Annotated in this window: 28 protein-coding genes and 2 tRNA genes; 24 read left to right on the top strand and 6 right to left on the bottom strand. The window is 64.8% G+C overall.

All coding sequences use genetic code 11. The features are described 5' to 3' along the window. Positions 1-224: 224 nt before the first annotated feature. Both WDZ97_RS01610 and cysS read right to left on the bottom strand, forming a co-directional pair. Entirely contained in the window at positions 225-953 is a 729-nt protein-coding gene (locus WDZ97_RS01610) for a Crp/Fnr family transcriptional regulator (protein WP_304002479.1), read from the bottom strand. 21 nt (positions 954-974) lie between these two features. Continuing rightward, a complete protein-coding gene (gene cysS / locus WDZ97_RS01605) occupies positions 975-2354 on the bottom strand; it encodes a cysteine--tRNA ligase (RefSeq protein ID WP_304002476.1) in 1380 nt (459 codons plus the stop codon). A 148-nt stretch (positions 2355-2502) separates the two neighbouring features. On the opposite strand from cysS, the gene WDZ97_RS01600 reads away from it, so the two are divergent. Genes WDZ97_RS01600 through WDZ97_RS01575 form a run of 6 tightly spaced genes read left to right on the top strand, consistent with a single transcriptional unit; the run spans position 2503 to position 7244 of the window. Next, positions 2503-3651, top strand: coding sequence for a L,D-transpeptidase Cds6 family protein (locus WDZ97_RS01600; RefSeq protein ID WP_425761604.1), 1149 nt, complete (start codon positions 2503-2505; stop codon positions 3649-3651). Further along, positions 3648-4877 (top strand): L,D-transpeptidase family protein, encoded by a 1230-nt coding sequence (locus tag WDZ97_RS01595; protein ID WP_425761603.1) that lies wholly within the window; start codon positions 3648-3650, stop codon positions 4875-4877. The genes WDZ97_RS01600 and WDZ97_RS01595 overlap by 4 nt, the downstream gene beginning before the upstream one ends. Positions 4878-4932: 55 nt before the next feature. Further along, positions 4933-5508 (top strand): peptidylprolyl isomerase, encoded by a 576-nt coding sequence (locus tag WDZ97_RS01590; protein WP_019917475.1) that lies wholly within the window; start codon positions 4933-4935, stop codon positions 5506-5508. A gap of 36 nt (positions 5509-5544) precedes the next feature. Beyond that, on the top strand, positions 5545-6033 hold the full coding sequence (locus WDZ97_RS01585; RefSeq protein ID WP_419542864.1) for a peptidylprolyl isomerase: 489 nt from the start codon (positions 5545-5547) through the stop codon (positions 6031-6033). A gap of 15 nt (positions 6034-6048) precedes the next feature. Then, on the top strand, positions 6049-6807 hold the full coding sequence (locus WDZ97_RS01580; RefSeq protein WP_425761602.1) for a UDP-2,3-diacylglucosamine diphosphatase: 759 nt from the start codon (positions 6049-6051) through the stop codon (positions 6805-6807). Positions 6808-6818: 11 nt separating this feature from the next. Next, positions 6819-7244 carry a hypothetical protein gene (locus tag WDZ97_RS01575; protein ID WP_425761601.1) on the top strand — a complete coding sequence of 142 codons (426 nt, stop codon included), beginning with the start codon at positions 6819-6821 and terminating at the stop codon, positions 7242-7244. A gap of 68 nt (positions 7245-7312) precedes the next feature. On the opposite strand, the gene WDZ97_RS01570 is transcribed toward WDZ97_RS01575, so the two are convergent. After that, positions 7313-7392, bottom strand: a tRNA-Thr gene (locus WDZ97_RS01570). Positions 7393-7522: 130 nt separating this feature from the next. On the opposite strand from WDZ97_RS01570, the gene WDZ97_RS01565 reads away from it, so the two are divergent. From WDZ97_RS01565 to WDZ97_RS01500, 14 genes are all read left to right on the top strand, one after another. Beyond that, on the top strand, positions 7523-8920 hold the full coding sequence (locus WDZ97_RS01565) for a tyrosine-type recombinase/integrase (RefSeq protein WP_425761600.1): 1398 nt from the start codon (positions 7523-7525) through the stop codon (positions 8918-8920). Positions 8921-9024: 104 nt separating this feature from the next. After that, positions 9025-9405 carry a S24 family peptidase gene (locus WDZ97_RS01560; protein WP_425761599.1) on the top strand — a complete coding sequence of 127 codons (381 nt, stop codon included), beginning with the start codon at positions 9025-9027 and terminating at the stop codon, positions 9403-9405. A gap of 16 nt (positions 9406-9421) precedes the next feature. After that, entirely contained in the window at positions 9422-9871 is a 450-nt protein-coding gene (locus WDZ97_RS01555) for a hypothetical protein (protein ID WP_425761598.1), read from the top strand. A 13-nt stretch (positions 9872-9884) separates the two neighbouring features. After that, a complete protein-coding gene (locus tag WDZ97_RS01550) occupies positions 9885-10277 on the top strand; it encodes a hypothetical protein (protein WP_425761597.1) in 393 nt (130 codons plus the stop codon). Between the two features lie 93 nt (positions 10278-10370). Beyond that, positions 10371-11132: a hypothetical protein gene (locus tag WDZ97_RS01545; protein WP_425761596.1), complete on the top strand. Its 762-nt coding sequence runs from the start codon at positions 10371-10373 to the stop codon at positions 11130-11132. 138 nt (positions 11133-11270) lie between these two features. Then, the gene (locus tag WDZ97_RS01540) at positions 11271-11489 is read left to right on the top strand and encodes a helix-turn-helix transcriptional regulator (RefSeq protein ID WP_425761595.1); all 219 of its coding nucleotides are present in this window, start codon (positions 11271-11273) and stop codon (positions 11487-11489) included. Positions 11490-11498: 9 nt separating this feature from the next. Next, positions 11499-12092, top strand: a complete 594-nt coding sequence (locus tag WDZ97_RS01535) for a phage virion morphogenesis protein (protein ID WP_425761594.1) — start codon at positions 11499-11501, stop codon at positions 12090-12092. Positions 12093-12255: 163 nt separating this feature from the next. Then, the gene (locus tag WDZ97_RS01530; protein ID WP_425761593.1) at positions 12256-13044 is read left to right on the top strand and encodes a helix-turn-helix domain-containing protein; all 789 of its coding nucleotides are present in this window, start codon (positions 12256-12258) and stop codon (positions 13042-13044) included. Then, complete coding sequence (dnaB, locus tag WDZ97_RS01525) at positions 13041-14426, top strand: replicative DNA helicase (protein WP_425761592.1); 1386 nt, start codon at positions 13041-13043, stop codon at positions 14424-14426. Before WDZ97_RS01530 ends, dnaB begins: the two co-directional genes overlap by 4 nt. 40 nt (positions 14427-14466) lie before the next feature. Further along, entirely contained in the window at positions 14467-15159 is a 693-nt protein-coding gene (locus tag WDZ97_RS01520; protein WP_425761591.1) for a hypothetical protein, read from the top strand. 181 nt (positions 15160-15340) lie between these two features. Further along, entirely contained in the window at positions 15341-15745 is a 405-nt protein-coding gene (locus WDZ97_RS01515; RefSeq protein WP_425761590.1) for a hypothetical protein, read from the top strand. A 21-nt stretch (positions 15746-15766) separates the two neighbouring features. Next, positions 15767-18085, top strand: a complete 2319-nt coding sequence (locus WDZ97_RS01510; protein WP_425761589.1) for a tape measure protein — start codon at positions 15767-15769, stop codon at positions 18083-18085. A gap of 37 nt (positions 18086-18122) precedes the next feature. Continuing rightward, positions 18123-18503, top strand: coding sequence for a Mor transcription activator family protein (locus WDZ97_RS01505; RefSeq protein ID WP_425761588.1), 381 nt, complete (start codon positions 18123-18125; stop codon positions 18501-18503). A gap of 23 nt (positions 18504-18526) precedes the next feature. Beyond that, entirely contained in the window at positions 18527-19036 is a 510-nt protein-coding gene (locus tag WDZ97_RS01500) for a hypothetical protein (protein WP_425761587.1), read from the top strand. Positions 19037-19067: 31 nt separating this feature from the next. Here WDZ97_RS01500 and WDZ97_RS01495 read toward each other — a convergent pair whose 3' ends face one another. Further along, complete coding sequence (locus WDZ97_RS01495; RefSeq protein WP_425761586.1) at positions 19068-19844, bottom strand: KilA-N domain-containing protein; 777 nt, start codon at positions 19842-19844, stop codon at positions 19068-19070. A 598-nt stretch (positions 19845-20442) separates the two neighbouring features. On the opposite strand from WDZ97_RS01495, the gene WDZ97_RS01490 reads away from it, so the two are divergent. Together WDZ97_RS01490 and rdgC are read left to right on the top strand one after the other, a co-directional pair. Further along, entirely contained in the window at positions 20443-20718 is a 276-nt protein-coding gene (locus tag WDZ97_RS01490; protein WP_425761585.1) for a hypothetical protein, read from the top strand. Next, positions 20687-21052 (top strand): recombination-associated protein RdgC, encoded by a 366-nt coding sequence (gene rdgC / locus WDZ97_RS01485; RefSeq protein ID WP_425761584.1) that lies wholly within the window; start codon positions 20687-20689, stop codon positions 21050-21052. Before WDZ97_RS01490 ends, rdgC begins: the two co-directional genes overlap by 32 nt. On the opposite strand, the gene WDZ97_RS01480 is transcribed toward rdgC, so the two are convergent. Next, positions 21003-21338, bottom strand: a complete 336-nt coding sequence (locus tag WDZ97_RS01480; protein ID WP_425761583.1) for a hypothetical protein — start codon at positions 21336-21338, stop codon at positions 21003-21005. The two genes, rdgC and WDZ97_RS01480, sit on opposite strands and share 50 nt — an antisense overlap. 388 nt (positions 21339-21726) lie before the next feature. Next, positions 21727-21802, bottom strand: a tRNA-Thr gene (locus WDZ97_RS01475). A 142-nt stretch (positions 21803-21944) separates the two neighbouring features. Here WDZ97_RS01475 and WDZ97_RS01470 point away from each other — a divergent pair. Both WDZ97_RS01470 and WDZ97_RS01465 read left to right on the top strand, forming a co-directional pair. After that, positions 21945-23465: a hybrid sensor histidine kinase/response regulator gene (locus WDZ97_RS01470; RefSeq protein WP_304002426.1), complete on the top strand. Its 1521-nt coding sequence runs from the start codon at positions 21945-21947 to the stop codon at positions 23463-23465. Then, positions 23462-24100 (top strand): response regulator, encoded by a 639-nt coding sequence (locus tag WDZ97_RS01465; RefSeq protein ID WP_019917469.1) that lies wholly within the window; start codon positions 23462-23464, stop codon positions 24098-24100. The genes WDZ97_RS01470 and WDZ97_RS01465 overlap by 4 nt, the downstream gene beginning before the upstream one ends. Positions 24101-24163: the final 63 nt, after the last annotated feature.

The following is a 24163-nucleotide window of genomic DNA, read 5'->3' as shown; positions in this document are numbered from 1 at the left end:
ACCATTGCCGTCCCGGTTCGACGGTTGAAACAGACTCGGCATCCACCGGGTAGGTGTATGCGTCGGACCCTGCTGACCGCCGACTGCGCCTGCGGTCATCCTCACGGAGGACGCACTTTAACCATAACGGGGTCTTATGTCTGCTATAAGAGTCACGAATGATGCGATTTGTTCGGACGCGGCGGGTCCTGCCCTGAAAAGGCATTGCATTCGGCAACGTTGGATCAGTTTTCTTGATCGTGCGCCGCAAGAAGTGCGGCGAGACCTGAAGCGTCGATACGCCAGTGGTAACGGCTATCCGCGTCAGTGAGCAGGTTGCTGCGTCGCAACAACCCGAGCGCACGACTGGCCGATTCCGGGGCGACGCCAAGGATGGCGCCGATGTCTTCCAGGCTCAGGCGGATCGCCCTGCCAGGCGCCTCGTCGGTGCGCAGTCGCAGCAGCAGGCGCGCCACCCGCGTCTTCACGTCGGCGTGGCCGGCGGCCAGCTCGGCCAGCCAGGCGTCGGCTTCGGCCAGTGCGGCGTACCAGTGCTCGAACAAGGGTTTCTGCAGCCGCGGCGTCTCCCGGTTCAACCTTTCGATCAGCGTGCGCGGGATGCGGCAGATCTTGGTCGGCGCCAGCGTGATCGCCGTGTGATCGTAACCGGGTCGCACCAGCGCTTCGAGGCCGCACACATCGCCCGGCCGCAGCACGCGGAGGATGCGCTGATTGCCGTCGTTGCCGTAGCGGACCAGCTTGATCGCGCCGGCGCGCAAGGTGAACAGCCAGTCGCCGTGGGCGCCGGCGTGATAGATGACGGCGCTGGAGGGGTAATCCAGGTCATCTATCTGCTCATGCAGCAGTGCGAAGTCGGCCTCTACCAGGTCGGCGAACAGCACCGACTGGCGGATGCTGCAGCCTTCGCAGTCACTGTGGCCGTTCCACGCCGATTTGATCGTGATCGCACGCATGCCCGACTGCAAAACTCCATGTTACGCACGCCGCCAGGTCGTTCCAGCGGCCGAATCTTCGAGGATGACGCCCTGCTGCTTCAGTTCGTCACGCACGCGGTCGGCGGTCGCGAAGTCGCGCGCCTTCTTGGCGGCCACCCGTTGCGCGATCAATGCCTCGATCTGCGCGTCATCCAGACCGCCAGCCTGTGCACGGCCTTTGAGGAAGTCTTCCGGGGAACGTTCCAGCAGACCGAGTACACCGGCCAGCGCGCGCAGCTCGCCCGCCACGGCGGCATCACCGCTGCGGTTGGCTTCGGCCGACAGGTCGAACAGCACCGCCATCGCTTCCGGCGTGTTGAAGTCGTCGTCCATTGCTGCGCGGAAGCGGCTGCCTGCCGGCGTCGACCAGTCCGGCGCGCGGCTGGCGGGCGGCACGTTCTTCAGTGTCGTATAAAGTCGGGTCAGTGCGCCGCGCGCGTCGTCGAGATGGGCGTCGGAATAATTGAGCGGGCTGCGGTAATGGGCACGCAGGATGAAGAAGCGCACCACCTCGGCGTCGTACTTCTGCAGCACCTCGCGGATGGTGAAGAAGTTGCCCAGCGACTTCGACATCTTCTCGTCGTCGACGCGGACGAAGCCGTTGTGCATCCAGTAATTGACGAAGGTGTGGCCGTGCGCGCCCTCGCTCTGGGCGATCTCGTTCTCGTGATGCGGGAACTGCAGATCGGCGCCGCCGCCGTGGATGTCGAACTGGTCGCCGAGCAGTTGCGAACTCATCGCCGAGCACTCGATATGCCAGCCCGGGCGGCCGTCGCCCCACGGTGACGCCCACTTCGCCTCGGCCGGCTCGGCCGGCTTGGCGTGCTTCCACAGCACGAAATCGAGCGGGTCCTGCTTGTCGTCGATCACATCGACGCGCTCGCCGGCGCGCAGATCGTCCAGCGACTTGCCGGACAGCTTGCCGTAACCGTCGAACTTGCGGACGCTGTAGTTCACGTCGCCGCTGGCCGCGCGATAGGCCAGGCCCTTCGCCTCCAGCCGCTGGATCAGCGACTGCATCTGCGGCACGAATTCGGTGGCGCGCGGCTCATGGTCCGGTCGCAGCACGCCCAGCGCATCGGCGTCCTCGTGCATCGCGGCGATGAAGCGGTCAGTCAGCGCGCGCATCGTTTCGCCGTTGTCGGCCGCCCGCTTGATGATCTTGTCGTCGATGTCGGTGATGTTGCGGACGTAGGTGACCTGATAATCCGCTGCGCGCAGCCAGCGCGTCACCATGTCGAACACCACCATCACGCGGGCGTGGCCGAGGTGGCAGTAGTCGTACACCGTCATGCCGCACACGTACATGCGCACCCGGCCGGGTTCGATCGGAACGAAATCCTGCTTCTCGCGGGTGAGGGTGTTGTAAATCTTGAGCATGGCTGGCCGTAAATCGGGAGGACTGCGAAGGGGAAGACCCGCTCTGCGGGCAAGTACTCGAATCAGACGCAACGACAGGACGCCGGCACGCCTTCTTGATAAGATCCGGGGTTGTCAAACGACGCATTCACGCCAAAAAGTCTAACACATGGCCTTTACGCACCGCTCCGCCTCCCGCCTCGTTTCCAGCCTGATCGCCGGCCTGATGATGCTGTGCGCATCGGTCTCACCGGTCTTCGCCGACAGCATCCAGGAAGCGGAGCAGCTATTGCGCCTGAAGCAGCCGCAACAGGCACTTGAAAAGATCGACCTCTACCTTGCGCAGCGACCGCGCGATCCGCAGGGCCGTTTCTTCAAGGGCCTCATCCTGACCGAACTGGGCAAGATCCCGGAGGCCACCTCGGTGTTCCAGAAGCTGACCGAGGACTACCCGGAACTGCCCGAGCCCTACAACAACCTGGCGGTGCTGTACGCGCAGCAGAAGCAGTACGACAAGGCCAAGACCGCGCTCGAGATGGCGATCCGCACCCATCCGAGCTACGCGGTGGCGCACGAGAACCTCGGCGACATCTACGCCCGCATGGCGACACAGGCCTACGACCGCGCGCTGCAGCTCGATTCGTCGAACAAGGCTGCACAGAGCAAGCTGAACCTGATCCGTGAAATGGTCGGCAACGGCAGTCGTGGCAACCAGAAACCGCGCGCCATTGCGCCGATCGCCGCCGCGCCGTCGACAGCGACCACCACGCCGGCGCCGACTGCGCCGCCCGCGCCGAGCACGCCGGCTGTGCCGGCGAAGCAGGCCGAGGCGGCCAAACCCGCCGAAACACCGAAACCGCCGGCACCGACCGCGGCAGCGCCCGCACCAGCGCCAGCGGCAGCCCCCACACCGGCGCCCGCCGCCGCAGTGCCGGCAGCGCCGGCCAAGGCTGCGACCCCGGCCGCCGCCGCGCCTCCGGTCGCCGAACTCACCCGCACCGTGCAGGACTGGGCCGCCGCCTGGTCGCGCAAGGACGTGAAGAGCTACCTCGGCTACTACGCCGCCGACTTCAAGGTACCGGACGGCAAACCCCGCAGCGCCTGGGAAGCCGAGCGCCGCTCGCGCATCGCCAAGCCGGGCGCAATCGAGGTCCGCGTCGAGAATGTGAAGGTGAAGTCCGTCGCCGCCGACCGTGCCGACGCCACCTTCCGCCAGCACTACAAGGCGGTCGGCCTGAAGACGAGCACGACCAAGACGCTGACGCTGGTGCGCCGCGACGGCCGCTGGCTGATCCAGCAGGAGCGGGTCGGCGGATGAGCACGGCCCCGGTCGCCCGCAGCCGCGCGCTCACACGCGTGCTGCGCAACGCCCTTTTCCTGTCCTCGCTGTGCGTGCCGCTGGCCATCGGCTCCGGCCAGTCGGGCAACGCTGTCCGCTATTCCGACAGTGGCCCCGAGCCGATGCTCGAACAGGTGTTCCGTCAGATCGAGCGCAAGCGTCTCGACCTCGCGCTTGAACAGGTCGATGCCCTGCTCCACATCTGGCCGAACTTCCGTCTTGCCCACCTGATACGCGGCGATCTGCTGATGGCGCGTGCCAGCGCGCTGACGACGATAGGCAATGCACCGAATGCGCCGGCCGAGCGTCTGGCCGACCTGCGCGACGAGGCGATCGCGCGCATCCGCGCCTACCGCGACAAGCCGCCGGTCGATCGCGTACCGCGCTACCTGATGCAACTGCCGGCGGACCAGCGCCACGCGCTGGTGGTCGATGCGCGACGTTCGCGCCTCTACCTGTACGAGAACGTCGACGGCAAGCCGCGCTTCGTCGCCGACTGGTATGTGTCGCACGGTCGCCTCGGCATCGAGAAAATGCGTGAAGGCGACAAGAAGACGCCGCTGGGCGTCTATCAGGTGACCGGCTTCCTGCCGCCGGAGAAGCTGACCGATTTCTATGGCGCCGGCGCATTGCCGATCAACTATCCGAACGCCTGGGACCGCAAGCAGGGCCGCAACGGCCACGGCATCTGGCTGCACGGCGTGCCGTCGGACACCTTCTCGCGCCCGCCGCGCGCCTCCGACGGCTGCGTCGTGCTGGCCAATCCGGATTTCCAGGCGCTGAACGGCTATGTTCAGGGCGCGCCGGTGCCGGTGGTCATCAGCGACCAGGTCGAATGGCTGACGCTGGACGACTGGCAGGCCGAGCGCGCCGAATTCAACCGCGCGCTCGAACAGTGGCGCGTCGACTGGGAAAGCCGCGACACCGACCGTCTGCTGTCGCACTACTCGCCGCAGTTCAGCGCCGACGGCAAGAATTTCGACGCCTTCGCGAAGAACAAGCGCGAGGTCAATGCGGCGAAGAAATGGATCAAGGTCGGCGTGCGCAATCTGAGCACCTTCCGCAATCCCGGCCGGGACCACCTGGTGGTCGTTACCTTCGAACAGGACTACCGCAGCGATAATCTCAGCAACGTGATGCGCAAGCAGCAGTACTGGCAGAAGGAGAACGGCCGCTGGCGCATCGTCTTCGAGGGCTCGGCCTGAACCGGCCGCCGCTCCACCTGTCTTTCACGCTTCCCACCCACACGGAGTCACCCGCATGAAGAAGTTCCTGTTCGGCCTGCTGGCCGGCCTGCTGCCGCTGTTCGCCCTCGCCGCCAACCCGCAGGTCGAAATGAAGACCAGCCAGGGCACCATCGTGATCGAGCTGTTCCCGGAAGCCGCCCCGGCCACGGTCGACAATTTCGTCGAATATGTGAAAGCTGGTTTCTACGACGGTCTGATCTTCCATCGCGTGATCAACGGCTTCATGATTCAGGGCGGCGGTTTCGACCCGCAGATGAACCAGAAGGCCACCCGTGCGCCGGTGAAGAACGAGGCACAACGGGCGCTCGACAAGGGCGTGCGCAACGCGCCGGGCACGCTGGCCATGGCACGCACCAACGACCCGCACTCGGCGACGGCGCAGTTCTTCATCAATCTGGTCGATAACCGCATGCTCGACTACCCGTCGCGCGACGGCTATGGCTACACCGCATTCGCCAAGGTGATCAAGGGCATGGAAGTCGTGAACAACATCGCCACGGTGCGCACCGGCAACGCCGGCATGCACCAGGACGTGCCGCTGACGCCGGTGGTCATCCAGTCCGTCCGCGTCCTCGAAGCCAAACCCTGACCGCCGCGCAAGCGGCCCCCAACCGGAGAACACAACATGGTCAAACTGCACACCAATCACGGCGTCATCACGCTCGAACTGGACGCCGAAAAGGCCCCGCAGACGGTGGCCAACTTCCTCGCCTACGTCGAGGCCGGCCACTACGACAACACCATCTTCCACCGCGTGATCGGCAACTTCATGATCCAGGGCGGCGGCTTCGAGCCCGGCATGAAGCAGAAGGACACCCAGGCCCCGATCAAGAACGAAGCCGGCAACGGCCTTTCGAACACGGTCGGCACCATCGCCATGGCGCGCACCTCGGACCCGCACTCGGCGACGGCCCAGTTCTTCATCAACGTCGGCGACAACCTGTTTCTCGACAAGGAACAGTCGCAGGACGGCTGGGGCTACTGCGTGTTCGGCCGCGTCACCGAAGGCATGGACGTGGTGAACAAGATCAAGGGCGTGGCCACCGGCCGCTCCGGCTTCCACCAGGACGTGCCGAAGGAAGACGTGGTGATCGAACGCGCCGAAGTGGCGTAACACCGCGTGCGTGGCATGGACCTGCTCTGTTCCGATCTTCATCTGTCCGCCGCCACGCCTGCACTGAACGCGGCCTTCGTGGCGTTGCTCGAAGGCCGCGCGCGCGACGCGCAGCGCGTGTTCCTGCTCGGCGATCTGTTCGAGGCATGGGCAGGCGACGAGGACGTCGATGACCCGACGGTGCGTCCGGTGATCCATGCGCTGCGGGCGCTGCACGAGCGTGGCATCGAACTGCACGTGCTGCCGGGTAATCGCGATTTCCTGCTCGGCGCGGGTTTCACCGCCGCCACCGGTGCGCGCATCCATGGCGACTGGCTGATTGCCGACATCGGCGGCGAACCCACGCTGCTGCTGCACGGCGACACGCTGTGCACCGACGACCTGCCCTACATGCAGTTCCGCGCCATGGTGCGCAACCCGCAATGGCAGACCGCCTTCCTCGCCAGGCCGCTGGCCGAACGCCACGCGATCGCCGAGGACATGCGCCGGCGCAGCAAGGAAGCCACGGCCGGCAAGGGCGAATACCTGATGGACGCCAACGCCGACGCCATCGCATCGATGTTCCGCCACCACGACGTCGCGCGGATGATTCACGGCCACACGCACCGTCCGGCCCGTCACCAGCACGAAGTCGATGGCAGTCCCTGCGTGCGCCACGTGCTGGCCGACTGGCGCGACCGCGCCTGCTGGTTCGAGGCCGACGACAGCGGCCTGCGCGCCTTCACCACCGACGATGCGGGCGCACCGTTGCCGGACGCCCGCTACACCGCTTGAGGAGACCTCAGATGAGCACTTCCGAACTGCGCATCCGCCTGGCCGCCGACGGCCGCATCGAGTGCCGCAAGGGCGACGCCGCCCCGGCGATCACGCTGGACCCGGACTTCTTCGGCAGTCCTGATTCGGCCGAAGCCCAGCGCGCGCTGGGCCGCTTCGTCTTCGCGGTGCTGCAGGGCGTCACGCCCGCAGCCGACGCTGACGCCCCTGCCGAGGCCGACCCGAACAGCCCGGACGCGCTGTACCAGAACTTCGTCACGCTGCAGAGCGAAGCGATGAAGAGCTACTCGGCCAATATGCTGGCAATGGCCGAACAGGCGCTGCAGCAGTCCGCTGCCGCCGGCTTCGGACCGGCCGTCGAGGCGATGAAGGACTGGCCGTCCATCCGCACCGTCGCCGACATGCTGATTGCGCGCGGACCGGAACAGAAGCGCTGAGCGCCCTGCTGAACGCAGCGGCGACGCATGTGAAAAAGGCCGATTCGAAGGAATCGGCCTTTCTTTATTGGTGCCGCTTGTCGGAATCGAACTGACGACCTACCGCTTACAAGGCGGCAAAAAAAGGCGTTCATAGCCGTTCGCGGGCGTTCAGACCCACCAGAAAATTCATATATTTCAGTTGTTTTAGCACCCGTCGCGTTTCTTGACATCCCCCAGCGTTCCCCTAAGATGGCTACATGCGGGCTACACAGAGCCCTTCAGCCATCGGAAACGCCTTGCAACGCGAACGCCTGACCCCGGACCGCATCCGCCGCTTCACGTGCCCTGACGACGTGAAGCAGGCGTTTCTGTGGGACACCGAGGCCCCGCGCCTCGCCGTCCGGGTGACCACGGCCGGCGCCAAGTCCTTCGTCTTCGAGACGAAGCTGCACCGGCAGACGATCCGCCTCACGATCGGCGACTCGCGCGCCTGGAACATCGACGACGCACGAGCGGAGGCGCGCCGGCTGCAGACCTTGGTCGACCAGGGCATCGACCCGCGCGAAGAGCGCGCCGCACGCCTAGCCGACATCACCGCCAAGCGCGAGAAGGCGAGGACGGCCGAAGTTTCCGTCGGCGAGTCTTGGCAGGCCTACATCGAGGCTCGTACGCCGAAATGGGGTAGCCGCCACCTGCGCAACCATTTGGAGATGGCGAAGGCCGGCGGCGAGCCTCGCCGGCGCGGCCGGCGGAAGGGTGAATCGGGCGTGGTTCAGCCTGGCCCGCTTCACCCCCTGCTTTCCCTGAAGCTGAGCGAGCTGGACGCCAAGGCCGTGCGCCAGTGGCTTGAACCGCTGACGGAGCGCGCGCCGACGACCGCAGCCCAGTCCTACAGGGCTCTGCGCGCCTTCATCGGCTGGGCTGCCACGTCAGAGAAGTTCGCCGCCCTCACCCATGCGGACGCCTGCTCCCGCGGCATGGCGCGCGATGTCCTGCCGCGGGCGAAGCCGAAGACGGACTGCATGCAGCGCGAGCAGCTGGCACTGTGGTTCGAGAAGGTGCGAGCCCTCACGAATCCGGTGCACGCGGCCTATCTGCAGGCGCTTCTTCTCACCGGCGCACGGCGCGAGGAGTTGGCCAGCCTGCGCTGGACCGACGTCGACTTCCAGTGGAACAGCCTCACGATCCGCGACAAGGTGGAGGGCGAGCGCACCATCCCCCTTACCCCGTACGTGGCGAGCCTGTTGCGCGACCTGAAGCAGCGACACGATTCAGAGGCAAGGCGGGTGCGCACCATGCGCGGAGCGGACGAGGAGAAGGCAAAGGAGCGTGCGGCACGTGCGCTCCCCTGGGTGTTCAGCAGCCCGACCGCTGCATCCGGCCGGCTGCAGGAGCCGCGCATCGCGCACAACAAGGCACTGGCCGCAGCCGGCCTGCCACCGCTCAGCCTGCACGGCCTGCGTCGGTCTTTCGGCACGCTGTCGGAATGGGTGGAGGTGCCGACCGGCATCGTTGCGCAGATCATGGGGCACAAGCCGTCCGCCATCGCGGAAAAGCACTACCGGCAGAGGCCGCTGGACCTGCTGCGCATGTGGCACACGAAGATTGAAGGCTGGATCCTGGAGCAGGCCGGCATCGAGCAGCCGAAGACCGAAGAAGTGGCGCCGTCGCTGCGCGTCGTTTCGAGCACCTGAACGAGCATCACCGCGCCGGCCGGAAGCCGGCAAGAGCGGGGCCGCACGATGCGTCAACATCGTGCAGCCCCTGACCATGAAGCACCTGTTACGGAGGTAACCCCATGGCTGAACGAAACCATATCACCACCACCAGTCGGCCGGCGCCGATCCTGCCGGACCCCGCTCTGTTCGAGCACTTCAGCGACCGCGCGACGCAGATCACCGGCCGCATGCCGGACAACAGCATGGCGCCCAAGATTCAGGAGGGCGACCTGCTGCAGATCGAGCCCTGCGACGAGATCGGCACCGGGGGCGCGATGTATGCCTTCGAGATCGACGGCCGCCAGTACGTCCGATCGCTCACGCTGGGCATCGGTGGCGAGGTCATCGCCTACTACGCCGACCCGGTTCGCGGGTCGGACACGCTCCCCGCCAGCGAGGCGCACCGAATCAAGCTGATCGGCCGCGTCGTCGGTGTTCTGCAGTACCGCAGCGTCATCTGACCGGAGGATTCAAGCCATGGCGATTCAAATCGGAGTAGCCCCCTTCCCGCCGGTGTCCGGTGCCTTCGGCGACCGCCGTCTGTTTCTCTGCCGCCCCGGCGATCCGATGCTGATCGGATGGTGGACGGATGACCAGTGCGGGCACGAGCAGGCCGAGGACGGCCCCATCTGCCTGGTCATTGGTCGCCGCGCATCCAGCGCTGACCTCGATCGCTTGCACAGCCGCTTCGGCGTTCCGATGGAAAGCCTGATCGAGTTCCGATTACGCGCCCAAGGATCACGCGCGGCGCTTCGCCGGCAGGCTCGCGAGGCATTGAAGGCGCGAGGAATCGAGCGCTTCGCCGTGCTGTACGTGAAGGACGGACAGGAGCACCGGAGCCCGTGGTTCAGCTCGCGCGAACGCGCACAGGCAGCACGCGCAGTGCTGAAGGCGAAACACGGCGCGGCGGTCGTCTACGCCGACTGACGGCGCCGAGAACGTGCCGACCGTCGAAGAGGTAGCGAGCAGCTGGAGCGCTGGTGCGCTGGTCATCGTGAAGACCGAGCGGGACACCTTCTACAGGGCAGCCGCTTTCGTATTCGGCGACGGTGACGAGCTGGTGTGGATCGAGCCGCACTATCTCGACCCCTACGGCGCGGCGACGCCGGCCATGCACCGCGCTCAAGCGGCCCAAGTGCATCAGTTCGGCACGGCCTTCAACATCCTGGCCGACGGCGGGACATGGTCGGTCACGCTGGCCGACTACATCGCCGAGGAAGACGAAGACCAGATCGGCGAACAGATCGCGTTCCTGTTCGATCGGATCGCCGCAGCTGGCACCACCTGGCACGCCGAGCGCGAGCGCATGCGCGCTCTGGTGCTGAGCAACTGAGCAGCACGCCGCGCCTACTCCGACGGGAGGAAAACCGGGATCCCTTGCCCGGCCGGCGCGGCACCATCACAAGGGGCGCGAGAGGGAGCGCGGATGTCTATCAGCAGACTCATGACGTTGGAGAAAGCGGCACAGGCGCTAGAAACCGACGAGCGGGAAGTACTTGCACTGGTCGCGGAAAATCGGCTCCGGTGTGGTGTGTTTTCGAAGTGGTACGGGTGGGCCATGCCGACAGGTGACGGAAAATGGAGTGGAGGCGTGTCCGAGTCCCACCCAAATGGTTCCCGAGAGGCAAAGTTTCACTATGTGAACAAGCAGACGGGCGAGGAGTTCTATGTGAGAGGAGGTCCAACCGCGCAGTTCTGGTTCTTGCACCACAGCGACGCGTATCGTCTCGTTACCGGTAAGGATGATGGCATTGATGTCGGATTTCTTGAGCCGGAAGACGGAGCAAAACTCCACGTCGAAGACCCGGAACGCTTTCCGCATCACGAATTCGTCCTGTGGCTTGAGACAGGAGATGATACGCAGGACGATCCCCGTCGCATCACCCTGAGCGATCTGTGGTTCCGGCGAATCGATATCGAAGCGTTGAAGCAACAGGAGGCAGAGAACGACCGCGACGCGACCACTTCTACCGGAGACCGTTGGTTCATGTCGAAAGATCTTGTTCTCCTGAATCAGGCATCCCGGAAGTGGTGGGCGAACGCCGACCGGGATGATGGAACCACACACCCCCGAAACAGCGAGGTGGAAGAGTGGTTGAAAAGCGAAGGTATGGCGGAATCCAAGGCCGCGTCGGCTGCCTCGATCATTCGTCCGGAATGGGCGGTGAAAGGGCGTCGCGCTGATTAATACCCTCCCTCTCTTTCCCTTGCCCAGTAATGATTTTGGAACTACCGGGCATTTAAAGCACTGACCATTTGCCTATTACCGCTCACTACTTTCCGCTGAACTTGAAACCGTCTAATTCAACGACGAGGAAAGTTCAGCATGAGCGCACCCCGCCTCTACACCACGAACGAGGCCGCCGCCGTCACGCGGCACAAGCCGCAGACCTATCGAAAACTTCTCAGCCTGAAGGGGCACTTCCACGGCGTCAAACCGGTGAAGATTCCCGGCGGTCGCCTGCTCTGGCCGGCTGACGAGATAGACCGCCTCGTCTCCGGCGAGGCTACCCGACACCCCGAAACCGCCGCACAGCACGCCTGAGGCCACGTCATGAGCGTGTCCATCGAGACATCCGGCGAGGGCGCGGAGCGGAAGCTGCAGCAGCTGCTGGGCGCGACCAAGTCATCGGAGCTGTACAGCAGTGTCGGCGCGGGCCTGAAGACGCTGGTCGACCTGGGCTTCAAGTCCGGGCGCGATCCTTGGGGTCAGCAGTGGGCGCCGCTGAAATTTCGCGGGCTGCGTCGAACCGACAACGGCGGGAAGCTGAGCCGGACCGGTCGCGAGCAGAAGGCGGCGAACAAGGCCGGGCGCCCTGGTCAGCCGCTGCGCGACACCGGCCGGCTGCAACGGAGCATCACCTACAAGCCCGAGCCCGACGGCGTAACAGTCGGCACGAACCTGCGCGCGAAGAGTGGCGCCAGCATTCCGGCCGTGCATCAGTTCGGCGCAGTCATCCTGCCGAAGAAGGGGAAGCTTCTTACCTTCCCCGGCCCCAACGGCACGATGGTCTTCGCGAAGAAGTCGGTCATCCCCCGCCGCGCGTTCCTCCCCTTGAACGAGTCGGGCGCCGTGGTGCTGCCGCAGTCCTGGGCGTCATCGGTCGTCGCCCGCGTCCGTGCGTACTTGCTGCGGAGCGTGAAGTGAAGGCCCGCCGACAGACTCACGCCGCGAAGACCGCCTCCAGACCGAGGCGGACGGTGCAGGGCTACGAGCGGCGCAAGGCCGAGTGGATCGCGCGCCACCCGGATGCCACGCCAGCGCAATACGCGCGGGCCATGCGTGGCATCGCGCGAAAGGTGGGCGTCTGATGTCGATTCGCATCATGGCCATGGTCTGGGATGCCTACCCAAGCGGCGGAAGCGATCTGCTCGCCCTCCTCGCGCTCGCCGATTGGAGCGACGACGAGGGCAGATGCTGGCCGTCGATGTCGTCCATCGCGACGAAGACCCGCCTTTCCCGGTCGCAGGCTCAGCGCGTGGTGCACGGCCTGATCGGAGCCGGATTCCTTGAAGTGATCGGCAACGAGGAAGGGGGGAAACCCGGCGCAACTCGCCAGTACCAAATCAATCTGCGTGCGCTGACGGGTCGCACTGATGCTACCCCTACGGGCCGCACCCATGCGACGGGTAGCGCGGATGCGACGGGTCGCACCCATGCACAAGACGGGTCGCATCCATGCGGCGAGACGGGCCGCACCCATGCGACCCAAACCATCAGTGAACCATCAAGAACCGTCAGTGAGCCGATGTCTATCGACATCGGTGGTGCTCAGGCCAAGCCTGCGCACATCCCTGACTGTCCGCATCAGCAGATCATCGACCTGTACCACCAGGCACTACCCACCGGCACACGTGTTCGCGTGTGGAACGGCACACGGGTCAAGCATCTGCAAGCCCGCTGGCGTGAGGACGCGAAGCGCCAAGACATCGAGTGGTGGCGGCGTTTCTTCGCCTACTGCGCGCAGTCCGAGTTCCTGACCGGCCAGACGCAACCCGCGAATGGTCGTGACCCGTTTGTCGTGAGTCTGGATTGGCTGGTGTCGCCGCAGAACTTTGCGAAATGCATCGAAGGCAAGTACCACAGGAGCGCAGCATGAACGCGCCCGCCCTGAGGCTGCCGCCGCACTCGATCGAAGCAGAACAGTCGCTGATCGGCGCCCTGCTGCTGGACAACAACGCATGGGACCGCATCGAAGGCACGGTGACGGACGCCGACTTCTTCCGCGACGACCATCGCCGGATCTTCACCCACATCACCGCGCTGATCCGCGCCGGCAAGCCGGCCGACGTGGTGACGGTGCATGCGGCGATGGAGCAGTCTGGAGAGGCGGAGCGCTGCGGCGGCCTGGCCTACCTCGGCGAGATCGCGAACAACACGCCGAGCGCCGCGAATATTCGGGCCTACGCGACGACGATTCGCGATCGGGCATACCGGCGCATGGGCCAAGGCGAAGCGGAGACGCTGGCGGTCTCCTACGCAGCCGGAGCGGTATCGCACGACGAGTTCGCAGCCGGTCTGGAGCGGATCGCGGCGCAAGCCATCGACAGCGAGCGCGACGATCCCTTGTCGCTCGCCGACTCCATGCACGAGGCGATGGCGCTGATCAACGACCGCGCGAACGGTGGCGGAATCACGGGCCTGCAGTCCGGTATTCCGGACCTGGACGCTCTGACCGGTGGCGTCGAGCCCGGCCAGCTGATCATCCTGGCCGCTCGCCCCGGCGTCGGAAAAACCGCTTTCGCCCTGGGCGTCACCGATCACGCCGCGCGAGCCGGGCGCACCGCGTTGTTCATGTCGCTGGAGATGCCGGCCCGCGAACTGAGCATGCGCGTGATGGCGCAGCGGTCGGGCGTGAGCGTCCATGCGATGCGCACCGGCACGCGCAACGACGATCACTGGTCGGCACTCACGCGGGTATCCGGCGAGGCAGCCCGGCAGCGTCTGTTCATCGACGACAAGCCAGCCATCACCCTCGCCTACCTGCGAGCACGCGCGAAGCGCCTGGCGAGGAAGCACGGCCTGCACCTGATCGTCGTCGACTACATCGGCCTGATGCGCGGCGAAGGCCAGAACCGGGCGCAGGAGCTTGGCAGCATCAGCCGCGGGCTCAAGGCACTGGCCAAGGAACTCGCCGTGCCGATCATCGCCTGCGCCCAACTGAACCGCGCTGTCGAGAGTCGCAGCGACAGGCGCCCCCAGCTGCACGACCTGCGCGACTCCGGCGAGATCGAGCAGGACGCCGACATCGTGCTGATGCTGCATCGGGAGGAGATGACGAACAGCGCCCCCGAATGGCACGGCGTCGGCGAGCTGCTGCTGCGCAAGCACCGCAACGGCCCGACCGGTGAGGTCCGGCTCCGCTACATCCACCACAGAACGCTTTTCGTGCCCGGCAATGGATACGGACCGGCACGCGACCAGGCAGTACCGCGCGACGCGATGCACCGCGGCTATCGCGACCGAGGCTTCGACGGATAGCCGATCACCACCAGAACAACCCACACCCGAAGGAACCACGATGACGACCACGAAGGAAACGAAGAAAGCCGTCCAGGAAGCTGCCGAGCGGCTGGAGCAGGCGCGGCGGAACGCGCGCCGCATCAGCGATGCGATGAACGCGCAGCCGGCGGCGTTCGATGCGCAGCTGCTCGCCAAAGCCCGCGAGAAGGTGGAAGACCTGGGCGCAGCCGTGATGCTGGGCGAGGCCTCCCCCGAGGCGCTGGAGGCGGCGCGCCGGGAAGCTTCCGACCTGGAGATCGAAGCCGCGGCAGCTGAGTTCAACGCGCGCCAGCTCGCCGAAGGTCGCGCCGGCCTTGAGCGCCGGCTGTCCGAGACCCAAGGCGCGATCGAGGATGCAGAACAGGACTTGATCGAGGCGACCGGCGAGTGGCTGAAAGCCGAGTTGGCAGCGGCAGACGAGGCATACACGGCGGCCGCGCAGAGCGCCGCAGACGCCTATGCACACGTCAAAGCCATCGGCGCCATGCTGGACCACCGCAAGGCATGCCCGCCTGCAACAAGCTGCAGCGTCGACATGCAGCTTCCCGTGATTGGTCCCGTCAGCCTGGCCGAAAGCGCCGCAGTCGTCGGCGGCGGTATTCGCGGTGTCGTGGCCACCTACACGACGAAGCAATGGATGGCGGCCCACGGCCATCTGCTGACCGAGTTTAAGAACCTGGGCGCGCTGTGGCCGGTGAAGGCCAGTCGATAAACGAACCGATCGCCTGCTGCGCAAGCAGCGGGTCAGGTGCCCGAGGCGAGAGCCTCGGGACTGGGTATCAGTCGGCGAGTCACCCAGTTCATGAGAAGCAACCCCGACCGCCGGCGGCCTTCACTTCTTCGCTTCCACCGAAGGCGTGGCCGGCACCCGCAAACCAACTGGAGACACACACATGAGCGCAACCAAACAGGTCGACGTCGACGGACGCGCCGTCACGGTTCGAGAGCTGACCGTCGGCGAGGTCCGCGACTGGGTGACCGAGATCGAGAGCGGCGGCAAGACCATCGACGTAGCCGGCGAGTTTGTCTTCGAGGACTGCAGCGTCGACGACCTCGTTCGCATGTCGGACATGCCGCGCGAGGCGTTCGACGACTTCGCGCCCAGCCAGATCGAGCCGATCCGCGAAGCCGCCCGCGCACTGAACCCGGGTTTTTTTCGGGTTCGGGCGGCAGTAGCAGCGGCGCAAGCGTCCATCGCGCGCCAGCTTCTGTCGCCCGTGGCATTGAGCGAAACGCCCTCGCACTCGTCACTCACGGCCATGCCGGCGTCTGGCAATACCCCTGGCGTTGCTACTTAAGCGCATTGGAGATGCACAGCGATGGCAAATAACGGCGACATCAAGTTCCGGCTGACCCTCGACGACAGCGACTTCGTACAAGGCGCAGCACGCATCCGGCAGACCCTCAGGGGCTTCGAGGCCGACGCGAAGAGCCTGGAGCGCGCGAAGGGCAGCGTCGGCGGGATCAGCACCGAGTTGGCCGGCCTGCAGGCGTTGGCAGCGCGCGCCCTGCCAGTGGCTGCCCTGGGCGTCGCCACGCGCGAGTTCGTGCAGATCGCCGACGCCTACAGCAGCATGACGGCGCGGCTGAAGCTGGCCACCCGGGCGACGGGCGATTTCGAGCAAGTGCAGCAGGCCCTGAGGAAGGCCGCGGACGAGACACGCGCACCGCTGCAGGACACGGTAAACCTTTACTCGCAGATCGCCCCCAGCCTGCAGGGCGTCCTGAGTTCGCAGGAGATCATCGGCTTCATCACGACGGTGAATCAGGCCATCGCGCTGTCGGGTGCGAGCGCACAGGGCGCAAGCGCTGCGCTGGTGCAATTCACGCAAGGCCTGGCGTCCGGCACGCTGCGCGGCGAAGAACTGAACTCGATCCTGGAGCAGACGCCGGCCCTTGCCGACGCTATCGCTGAAGGCCTCGGCGTCACCCGCGGAGAGCTGCGCAAGTTGGGCGCCGATGGCGAGCTGACGACAGAGCGACTTGCGCGCGCAGTGCAGAAGGTATCCGGCCGTGTCGCCTCGGACTTCAAGGGCCTGCCGGTGACAGTCGGCCAAGCCTTCATCCTGCTGAACAACTCCATCACTGAGTTCGTTGGCGCGTTGGACAAGGGGACCGGCGTCACCGCCGGAATGGCGAACGCGATCATCGCAGTCGGGAGCAGCGTGGATTCCCTCGCAGCGTCCACCAAGGAATTGAAGCCCGTCCTCGACGTGGCGATGAACGCCGTCGACATCTTCGGCCGCTTCGTTCGAGCGCTTGGCGCATCGGCAAAGGGCACCGCGGCCGTGCTCGATCGCCTGCGGTCCTTCGACTTCAAGGGCGCCACCGAGGAATACAAGAAGATGTGGCGGGAGGTCGCCGCCATCGCTAAGGAACCCCTGGCGTCGCAGAAGGCGGACGACCAGAAGCCCCAACGCGAGGCGAACGCGCGCCTGGAGATACAGCGCAAGCTCGCGAACGAGATCGAGAAGCTGGAAAAGCTGAAGGCGGTGGCCGCCGGCAAAGCGTCAGCGGACACCCTCAAGAACGAGCAGCAGTTCGCCGAGGAGCGCAATAAGATCGCACGCGAGGCGATGAACGACCGGCTACGCGCGGAGGAGTCGACCGCCGACAAGTTGCGCGACCTCTACGCGAAGTCGCTGACCGATGCGCAGAAGGCGCGCGACGAAGCGGCGAAGATCCGGATTGACGCTGCCGCATCGGCCGACAACCTGCGCGACCGAGCATCCCAACGGCGCGGAGCCGGCATGTCGGAGGGCGCACGCGAGGAGATGAACACGCGTGCCGCCAGCAGCCTCACCGCTCGCGCGACACTGGCAGCCGGAGCCGCACAGGTGGCAGCCCGCGACGGCGACCTGCAGAAGGCGGCGAAACTTGCCGCCGACGCCACGAAGCTGGCCGAGCGTGCCGAACGTGCAGCCGATGCGATCAAGGATGACGACACGGCGGCGCTGGCACTCGAAGAGCTGGCCCGCGTACAGGAGAAGATCGGCGAGGCTCAGGCCAAGCAGAAGGAAGGCGAAGCCGCCCAGCTGGAGAAGGAAGCCACCGCCATCCAGGAGCAGATCAAGCTGGCGGAACAGCGGGTCAACGAGTTCAAGGCAGAGTTGGCCAAGCCCGTAACGCTGAGCCTCGACATCAGCGAGGCGGAGAAGCAGATCAAGTCCCTGCAGGCCCAACTGTCCGCGCTGAGCGCTCCGAAGGTGGCAGCACCGGCGCCGGCTGGATCCGGTACCGCCCCTTCCACACCTACGAGCAGCGGATCCGGTGCTTCGGGCAGCTGGGCCACCGGTGGCTACACCGGACCGGGCGGAAAATTCGATCCGGCAGGCGTGGTGCACGCCGGTGAGTACGTGCTGCGGCAGGAGGTTGTCAGGCAAGCCGGCATGCGTGCATTCCTCGACAGCCTGAACCGCAACGGCGTCAGGGCGCTGCGTGGATATTCGAGCGGCGGAGCAGTCACCCGCATTCCGCGGACCGGCCGGGTATCCCCCGCAGCCAGCGCGTCGCAAGCCTCCGTGCGAGCGACTTTCAACATGCCTGGCCTGTCGCCGGTGCAGGCGAACATCGATCATCGAACCGCTCAGACCTTGGCGCGCGAACTGCGCCGCGAAGCGCGCAAGGCGGGACGGTGACCGCATGCAGGACCAACCAAACCAGGAGCCCCAGACCTTGCAGAAGATCGTGAAGGAAATCGCCGACGTGATCGGCTTGCCGGCATGCCTTGACCTCGTGAGCCGCTGGGGCGGCCGCGACCTGTACGTGCCCGAGCGCATCGACCGCATGCACCCCATTGCCTTCGCCATCGGCCTCGAAGCAGCGCAGAAGCTGGCCGCCGAGTATCCGCGCTGCACGCTGTCACTGCCGATCGAGCGCAACGCGACCATCGATCTACGGAACGCCCTGATCTACCAGGAGTGGAAAGACGGCGCCAGCAAACAGCGTCTGTCCCATCGCTGGGGGCTCACACGCCCGGGAATCGACGCGGTACTCGCGAAGATGCAGGACCGCGAGACTCGCGCCGCCTCGGACCAAGCAGCACGCGCCCGATGAACGCTACTAAGGATGAACAGGCCATGAAGTGCAAGACCGGAGCCGAGGCCGTCACCACGGCCCAATCTGAAGAACGGGCGCTGGACCTTCGACGGACCGGTGCCAGTTATCGGGAGATCGCCACAGCGCTGAACATGAGCCTGGGCAACGCGCACAAGCTGGTGAAGCGCGGCCTGACGCGCAACCTGGCCAAGTGCAGCGAGCTGGCGGACGAAATCCGCACGCTGGAACTCGACCGCCTGGACGCAATGCAGACCTACCTCTGGGGCAAGGCCAAAAGAGGCAACGCCACAGCCGTCGATCGCATCCTGAAGATCATGGAACGACGTGCGCGACTGCTGGGGCTGGACAAGCCCGAACGCGTCGCGCTGGGCGGCGACCCGGAAGCGCCCCCTGTTCGGCATGAAACACGCACGGCCGCCGAATACACCGACGACGAACTGGCCGCGATCATAGCGGACAGCCATCAGCAGGATGACTACGAAAGTCGTATCGGGAGGGGTGGTACGGGCGAAAAAAAGCCCGCCGTGTGAAGGCGGGCTCAGTGATCAGGTCTCGCGCCGTCTAGTCGTCGTTACCCGGTTTGTAGGTGAGTCTGATAAGGACCATATCGAGATACGGGAGAGCCTCAGGATCACGTTCTGCGAAGTACTTTGAAGCCTTCTCCGGCAACCACTTTTCCTGAATCAAGCGGCGAAAGTCGGCCAGGACACTGTCGGGATAGAGCTTGGCCGTCACTTTCCTACCGTCCGGATACAGGTGAATGTAGGTCGGGAGTGACTTGGTATCGATCCCCAACTGATCGCGCAGATGCTTGCACAGAAAGAGCCCCATGCTTATGTCGGGAACGAGCTTCTCGGGAAGCTCATAGCCTGCAGCATCGAGCGGCGCGATCAACATATGGGTCATCTCTTGGAGGATGCTGAAATGGCCTGCCGGCACACCGGACAGGTTGAGCATGTGGCGCTGGACGTGGTAAGGCAAACGACGGGGAGCTCCGCCGCCCGTCATCCAGTCATGTACCCACTCAGAGACTTGGACAGCGAAGTCCTCGGACAGCCACTGCGCAAGATGAATCGCCACTTTCGGGTGAACCCACGTCGAGGCGATACCGGACGAGTCTCTAAGCTCTTGAACTAGCTCCGAAACTCGAATCCGAGTTCTGGCCTCAAGTGCCCGAAGGAATTTACCGGTGCTTTCGTTACGGACATAGTTGTACCAACGCTTCCCCGCAAGGTGGCAGAGTGCTGTGGCGTTGATGTAACCGTCGTCGGCGCGCTGCTCGACGACCTGATCATTCACCGCATGGTGAATAAGCTGGAGTGAGTACTGGTGTTTCATGCAGGTCTCCAAAAGGAGAATCCGCGCTGAGGCAATCACATAAAACTAAGTCATTAAACCTTGACAAACCTTTATTTTTCAGAGTCTCTTGACCAGTAAAGCTAGCTTAAATGAGAATACCCCAGCGCGGAGGCGCTACGAAAATGACTTGACTTGGGCGAGACCTCGAAAATCTGACCAAGCAAGCAGCCCTCGCGAGGAGAAGCAACAGCAGTACTACGGAGCCGGACCTGTTAGCGCAGGTCCGGCTTTGTTTCGTCCACTCTGCCGTCAGTTCTCAACCGCGAGGCGCCATTCTACCTTGCCGCGCGCGGTGATTCACCCACGTTCCACATTGATATTGAGACGGCGTGTAGATGTCGTTTTATCGAAATCAAGCGCGCTTCAAGTCTGCCGAATGAAGTCGAAGTTGCTATCTCCCAGCCTCAAACGACCTTAAGTGGTTGAGGCCTTAGCGCTAAGCCTTGCCAAGGCCTCGCTGTCAAGCTCCCCCCTACACGAAAGCCCACACCGCAGACTACGGCAGTGAAGTAACCTTTGACACTGGAAACGATCAATTAAGCGGCTGGGTAGATTCGGGCGAACAATGGCTGACAACTTGGACAAGATGGTGGCGATGCTGGCCGAGAGCGGCACAGTCGCGACGCGCGAGCAGGCGGAGCGGATGGCCGTTCGTGCGGCCGGTTCCGTCGACGCCTATATCCAGCGTTCGGAGCAGTTCCGGGACCGTGTCGAGAGCTACCAGCCTCAACCGCAACCCCCGGGCGGCGTGTCCCCCAAGTTCAGCGACCCGATCGCCTACCGCATCGCTCCGGATCGCAGCGCGCGAGCTTCGCACCTCAATGGCGCAGCAGACCAGGACGCAGAAGAGTAGCGTCACGCTGGCCGTGCTGCTGGCCGTCGACGAAGCGCCTGACGGTTTCCCCATCGACCAGACACTGAACTGCGCGCCAGCACCCCGGCGCAAGGCCACCGTGCGCTACGTGCGCCACGCGCTGGAGGCCGACGACGTGCTGACTGAACGTGAGGACGGCACGGACGATGATTCCGAGCGATTCGACAGCGAGTTGGCGCTGATGGCGGGGGAACTGGCTCGGCTGCTCTCGTCGTTGGAGGCGGCCTTGGGTGGGGTAGGCCCGTGGCTAAGGCGGGAACCCTTTACTGTTCCTCGCAGTGCGCGACGCCCGTTTTGTGATCGAAGTAAATGAAGAGGAGGCCCCAGCCACTGCCCCTTCGTTCGATGTCGGAGCAGCCTGTAGAGCACACCTCGTCGAAGGAAAGCTGCACCTCAACGGTGGTTACCGCTCCGTTGTCATCCACCGATTTGAGGGTGGTATGCAAGGTGTCGTCGTCGGGCCAGCCGCCTTCCCGAATGAAGTCGTCGAGAGGCAGGCGTCTCCTCTGTGAATACAACTCCTCTTTCAGAATCGACTCCAAGTTCTTCAATTTCAGGCTTTTGAAACTGCCCGGCAAATCTAGGGTGATCTTTCCCACGTCGCATACCCCTATTTGAGTCTTCGATTCGAACGCAATTCATATTACATGGCCGCAGCGAATCTATCTTTGGCGATGCCCCCCCGCCCGAGCGGGCCGCCGAGTACTTCCGGTCGCGCAGTTTGCGAATAGGTGCAAGTTGGCAAGAAACGGCGCAGGCCGCGCACGCCGTGGCCGTCGTCGCGGGAACTCACGAACCCGCCCAAGCGATGCGGATGCCGCCGACTTCGCCGAGCGCCGGAACACGAAGAAACCGGCGAGCCGTGATCGCTACCTGACGTTCTGAAGGCGCCAGCCGGGTTGATCGAAACCGGCTACATCTGGGCTACACGAAGGCCGGAAAGCAAAAGGCCAGTCCTCACGAACTGGCCTATCTGCTTGAAATATCTGGTGCCGCTTGTCGGAATCGAACTGACGACCTACCGCTTACAAGGCGGTTGCTCTACCAACTGAGCTAAAGCGGCGAGTCGCGGATTATATCGCTGCCGTCGCCTGTCGCGGCGCTGTCGCTGCGCAATGTGCATGGATTAAACTGCAGGGCACTACAACAATGCCTTCGCGCGTCAGCGTGGCGAGCCGTTTGCCGCGGACGAAGGCCCCGATCCGATGCCTGATCCCGTCACGCCTGTTCTGACCGCCCAGCGCACGCTCGATGTCCTGCTGATCGAGGACTCCGAAGACGACGCGGTGCTGCTGCTGCATCGCTTCCGTCAGGCCGGCTACACCGTGCGCTCGATCCGCGTGGAGGACGAGAAGGGGCTGCGCGCCGCGTTGCGCTCGGCTTCCTGGGACGTCGTACTGTCCGATCACAACATGCCGCAGTTCTCGGCCATGGCGGCGCTGGGCATCCTGCAGGAACTGGGGCTGGATCTGCCCTTCATCATCGTGTCCGGCGTGATCGAGGAAGACATCGCGGTGTCGGCGATGCGCGCCGGGGCCCACGATTACCTGAGCAAGACCAACCTCGACCGTCTGGTGCCGGCGGTCGAGCGCGAAATGCGCGAAGCGCGCAACCGCGCCGAGCGGCACAGCGCACTCGACGCTGTGCGCGACAGCGAAGCACGCTTCCGTGCGCTGGCGGCCAACATCCCCGGCATGGTGTTCCAGCTGCTGCGCCACGACGACGGTGGCTGGCGCTTCCTGTTCGTCAGTGACGGCTGCCTCGCCCTGCTCGCGCTGAAGCCGTCGGAACTAATCGCGCAACCCGGCCGCTTCCTCGAAATGGTGCTGCCGGAGGACATGCCGGAACTGAACCGCGCAATGAAGCAGTCGGCGCAGTCGCAGTCCACGGTGAACTGGGAAGGCCGCATCCGGCTGCCGGACGGCGACGTGAAATGGGTGAACCTGCGCTCGTCGCCGCGGCTGCTCGCTTCCGGCGTACCGATCTGGGAAGGCATCGTTTCCAACATCACGCAGAGCAAGCTGACCGAGCGCGAACTGCGCCAGTCGCGCGGCCAGCTGGCCGAGCTGTCGTCGCATCTGCAGATGGCGAAGGAGGAGGAGCGGGAACGGATCGCGCGCGACATCCACGACGAACTGGGCGGCCTGCTGGTGGCGCTGAAGTTCGAGGTGTCGCTGCTGGCGAACAAGACCGCCGCCGACCCCGACGCCATCCGCGCACGTTCGCAGAGCATGGGCAAGCTGGTGGATGACGCGATCACCACGGTCGGCCGCATCGCGCGCGAACTGCGTCCGGGCATCCTGAAGGAATTCGGCCTGGCGCCGGCGATCGAGAGCCATGCGGAGGATTTTTCCGCGCGCACCGGCCTGCAGTGCGAACTGCTGTGCATCGACCACGACATCGAGCCGGACGAGGAGACGGCGATCGCGCTGTTCCGCGTGTTCCAGGAGGCACTGACCAATGTGTCCAAGCACGCGCAGGCGCACAAGGTCGAAGTCAGGCTGACGCAGGAAGACGACGACATCGTGCTGGAAATCGCCGACGATGGTCGCGGCCTTGCGCCCGCCGATCTGAACAAGCCCAAATCATTCGGCCTGCGCGGCATACGCGAACGGGTCGCCCACCTGAACGGCCGCTTCGAGGCGAGCGGCCGCAACGGCGGCGGCACCCGGCTGCTGCTGCGCGTACCGGCCTGCCGCCGTACCGTACTGGAGTTTGCACGATGAGCAGCATCCGCATCCTGATCGCCGACGACCACGCCATCGTGCGTTCCGGTCTGCGCCAGATCCTCTCCGACAGCCCCGACCTGGTGGTCACCGGCGAGGCGGAGAACGGCGTCGAGGCGATGCACAAGCTGCGCGACGGCAGTTTCGACATGGTACTGATGGACGTGTCCATGCCCGACCGCAACGGCATCGACACGCTGAAGCTGGTACGCAAGGAATTTCCCAAACTGCCGGTGCTGGTGCTGTCGATGCACCCGGAAGACCAGTACGCCATCCGCGCGCTGAAAGCCGGCGCCTCCGGCTACCTGACCAAGCAGAGTGCGCCGGAACAGCTGGTGACGGCGATTCGTCAGGTCGCCAGCGGCAAGAAGTACGTGTCGCCGACGCTGGCGATGGAACTGGCCAACGCCATCACCGACGACAGCGAGCGCCCGCCGCACGAAAAGCTGTCCGACCGCGAATACCAGACGCTGGTGATGATCGCCTCGGGCAAGACACTGACCCAGATCGGCGAAGAACTGAATCTGAGCGTCAAGACGGTCAGCGTCTATCGCGCCCGGCTGCTGGAGAAGATGCGCATGAAGAACAACGCCGAACTGACCCATTACGGGTTGAAGCACGGTCTGGTGGACTGAATATGGGTCGCATCGCTGTCGCGGCGCCGTGTGACAACTTTTGCACGACATGCCCCTAAAGAC

Source organism: Methyloversatilis sp. MC4-4 (assembly GCF_049843555.1).
GTDB classification, from domain to species: domain Bacteria; phylum Pseudomonadota; class Gammaproteobacteria; order Burkholderiales; family Rhodocyclaceae; genus Methyloversatilis; species Methyloversatilis discipulorum_B.
This window is presented reverse-complemented; position numbering and strand designations above follow the sequence as displayed.

Excerpts from the sequence above, each read along its gene's own strand:
- WDZ97_RS01610 (WP_304002479.1), bottom strand. The coding sequence starts at position 953 with ATGCGTGCGATCACGATCAAATCGGCGTGGAACGGCCACAGTGACTGC.
- cysS (WP_304002476.1), bottom strand. The coding sequence starts at position 2,354 with ATGCTCAAGATTTACAACACCCTCACCCGCGAGAAGCAGGATTTCGTT.
- WDZ97_RS01600 (WP_425761604.1), top strand. The coding sequence starts at position 2,503 with ATGGCCTTTACGCACCGCTCCGCCTCCCGCCTCGTTTCCAGCCTGATC.
- WDZ97_RS01595 (WP_425761603.1), top strand. The coding sequence starts at position 3,648 with ATGAGCACGGCCCCGGTCGCCCGCAGCCGCGCGCTCACACGCGTGCTG.
- WDZ97_RS01590 (WP_019917475.1), top strand. The coding sequence starts at position 4,933 with ATGAAGAAGTTCCTGTTCGGCCTGCTGGCCGGCCTGCTGCCGCTGTTC.
- WDZ97_RS01585 (WP_419542864.1), top strand. The coding sequence starts at position 5,545 with ATGGTCAAACTGCACACCAATCACGGCGTCATCACGCTCGAACTGGAC.
- WDZ97_RS01580 (WP_425761602.1), top strand. The coding sequence starts at position 6,049 with ATGGACCTGCTCTGTTCCGATCTTCATCTGTCCGCCGCCACGCCTGCA.
- WDZ97_RS01575 (WP_425761601.1), top strand. The coding sequence starts at position 6,819 with ATGAGCACTTCCGAACTGCGCATCCGCCTGGCCGCCGACGGCCGCATC.
- WDZ97_RS01560 (WP_425761599.1), top strand. The coding sequence starts at position 9,025 with ATGGCTGAACGAAACCATATCACCACCACCAGTCGGCCGGCGCCGATC.
- WDZ97_RS01555 (WP_425761598.1), top strand. The coding sequence starts at position 9,422 with ATGGCGATTCAAATCGGAGTAGCCCCCTTCCCGCCGGTGTCCGGTGCC.
- WDZ97_RS01545 (WP_425761596.1), top strand. The coding sequence starts at position 10,371 with ATGTCTATCAGCAGACTCATGACGTTGGAGAAAGCGGCACAGGCGCTA.
- WDZ97_RS01540 (WP_425761595.1), top strand. The coding sequence starts at position 11,271 with ATGAGCGCACCCCGCCTCTACACCACGAACGAGGCCGCCGCCGTCACG.
- WDZ97_RS01535 (WP_425761594.1), top strand. The coding sequence starts at position 11,499 with ATGAGCGTGTCCATCGAGACATCCGGCGAGGGCGCGGAGCGGAAGCTG.
- WDZ97_RS01530 (WP_425761593.1), top strand. The coding sequence starts at position 12,256 with ATGTCGATTCGCATCATGGCCATGGTCTGGGATGCCTACCCAAGCGGC.
- dnaB (WP_425761592.1), top strand. The coding sequence starts at position 13,041 with ATGAACGCGCCCGCCCTGAGGCTGCCGCCGCACTCGATCGAAGCAGAA.
- WDZ97_RS01520 (WP_425761591.1), top strand. The coding sequence starts at position 14,467 with ATGACGACCACGAAGGAAACGAAGAAAGCCGTCCAGGAAGCTGCCGAG.
- WDZ97_RS01515 (WP_425761590.1), top strand. The coding sequence starts at position 15,341 with ATGAGCGCAACCAAACAGGTCGACGTCGACGGACGCGCCGTCACGGTT.
- WDZ97_RS01510 (WP_425761589.1), top strand. The coding sequence starts at position 15,767 with ATGGCAAATAACGGCGACATCAAGTTCCGGCTGACCCTCGACGACAGC.
- WDZ97_RS01500 (WP_425761587.1), top strand. The coding sequence starts at position 18,527 with ATGAAGTGCAAGACCGGAGCCGAGGCCGTCACCACGGCCCAATCTGAA.
- WDZ97_RS01495 (WP_425761586.1), bottom strand. The coding sequence starts at position 19,844 with ATGAAACACCAGTACTCACTCCAGCTTATTCACCATGCGGTGAATGAT.
- rdgC (WP_425761584.1), top strand. The coding sequence starts at position 20,687 with ATGGCGCAGCAGACCAGGACGCAGAAGAGTAGCGTCACGCTGGCCGTG.
- WDZ97_RS01470 (WP_304002426.1), top strand. The coding sequence starts at position 21,945 with ATGCCTGATCCCGTCACGCCTGTTCTGACCGCCCAGCGCACGCTCGAT.
- WDZ97_RS01465 (WP_019917469.1), top strand. The coding sequence starts at position 23,462 with ATGAGCAGCATCCGCATCCTGATCGCCGACGACCACGCCATCGTGCGT.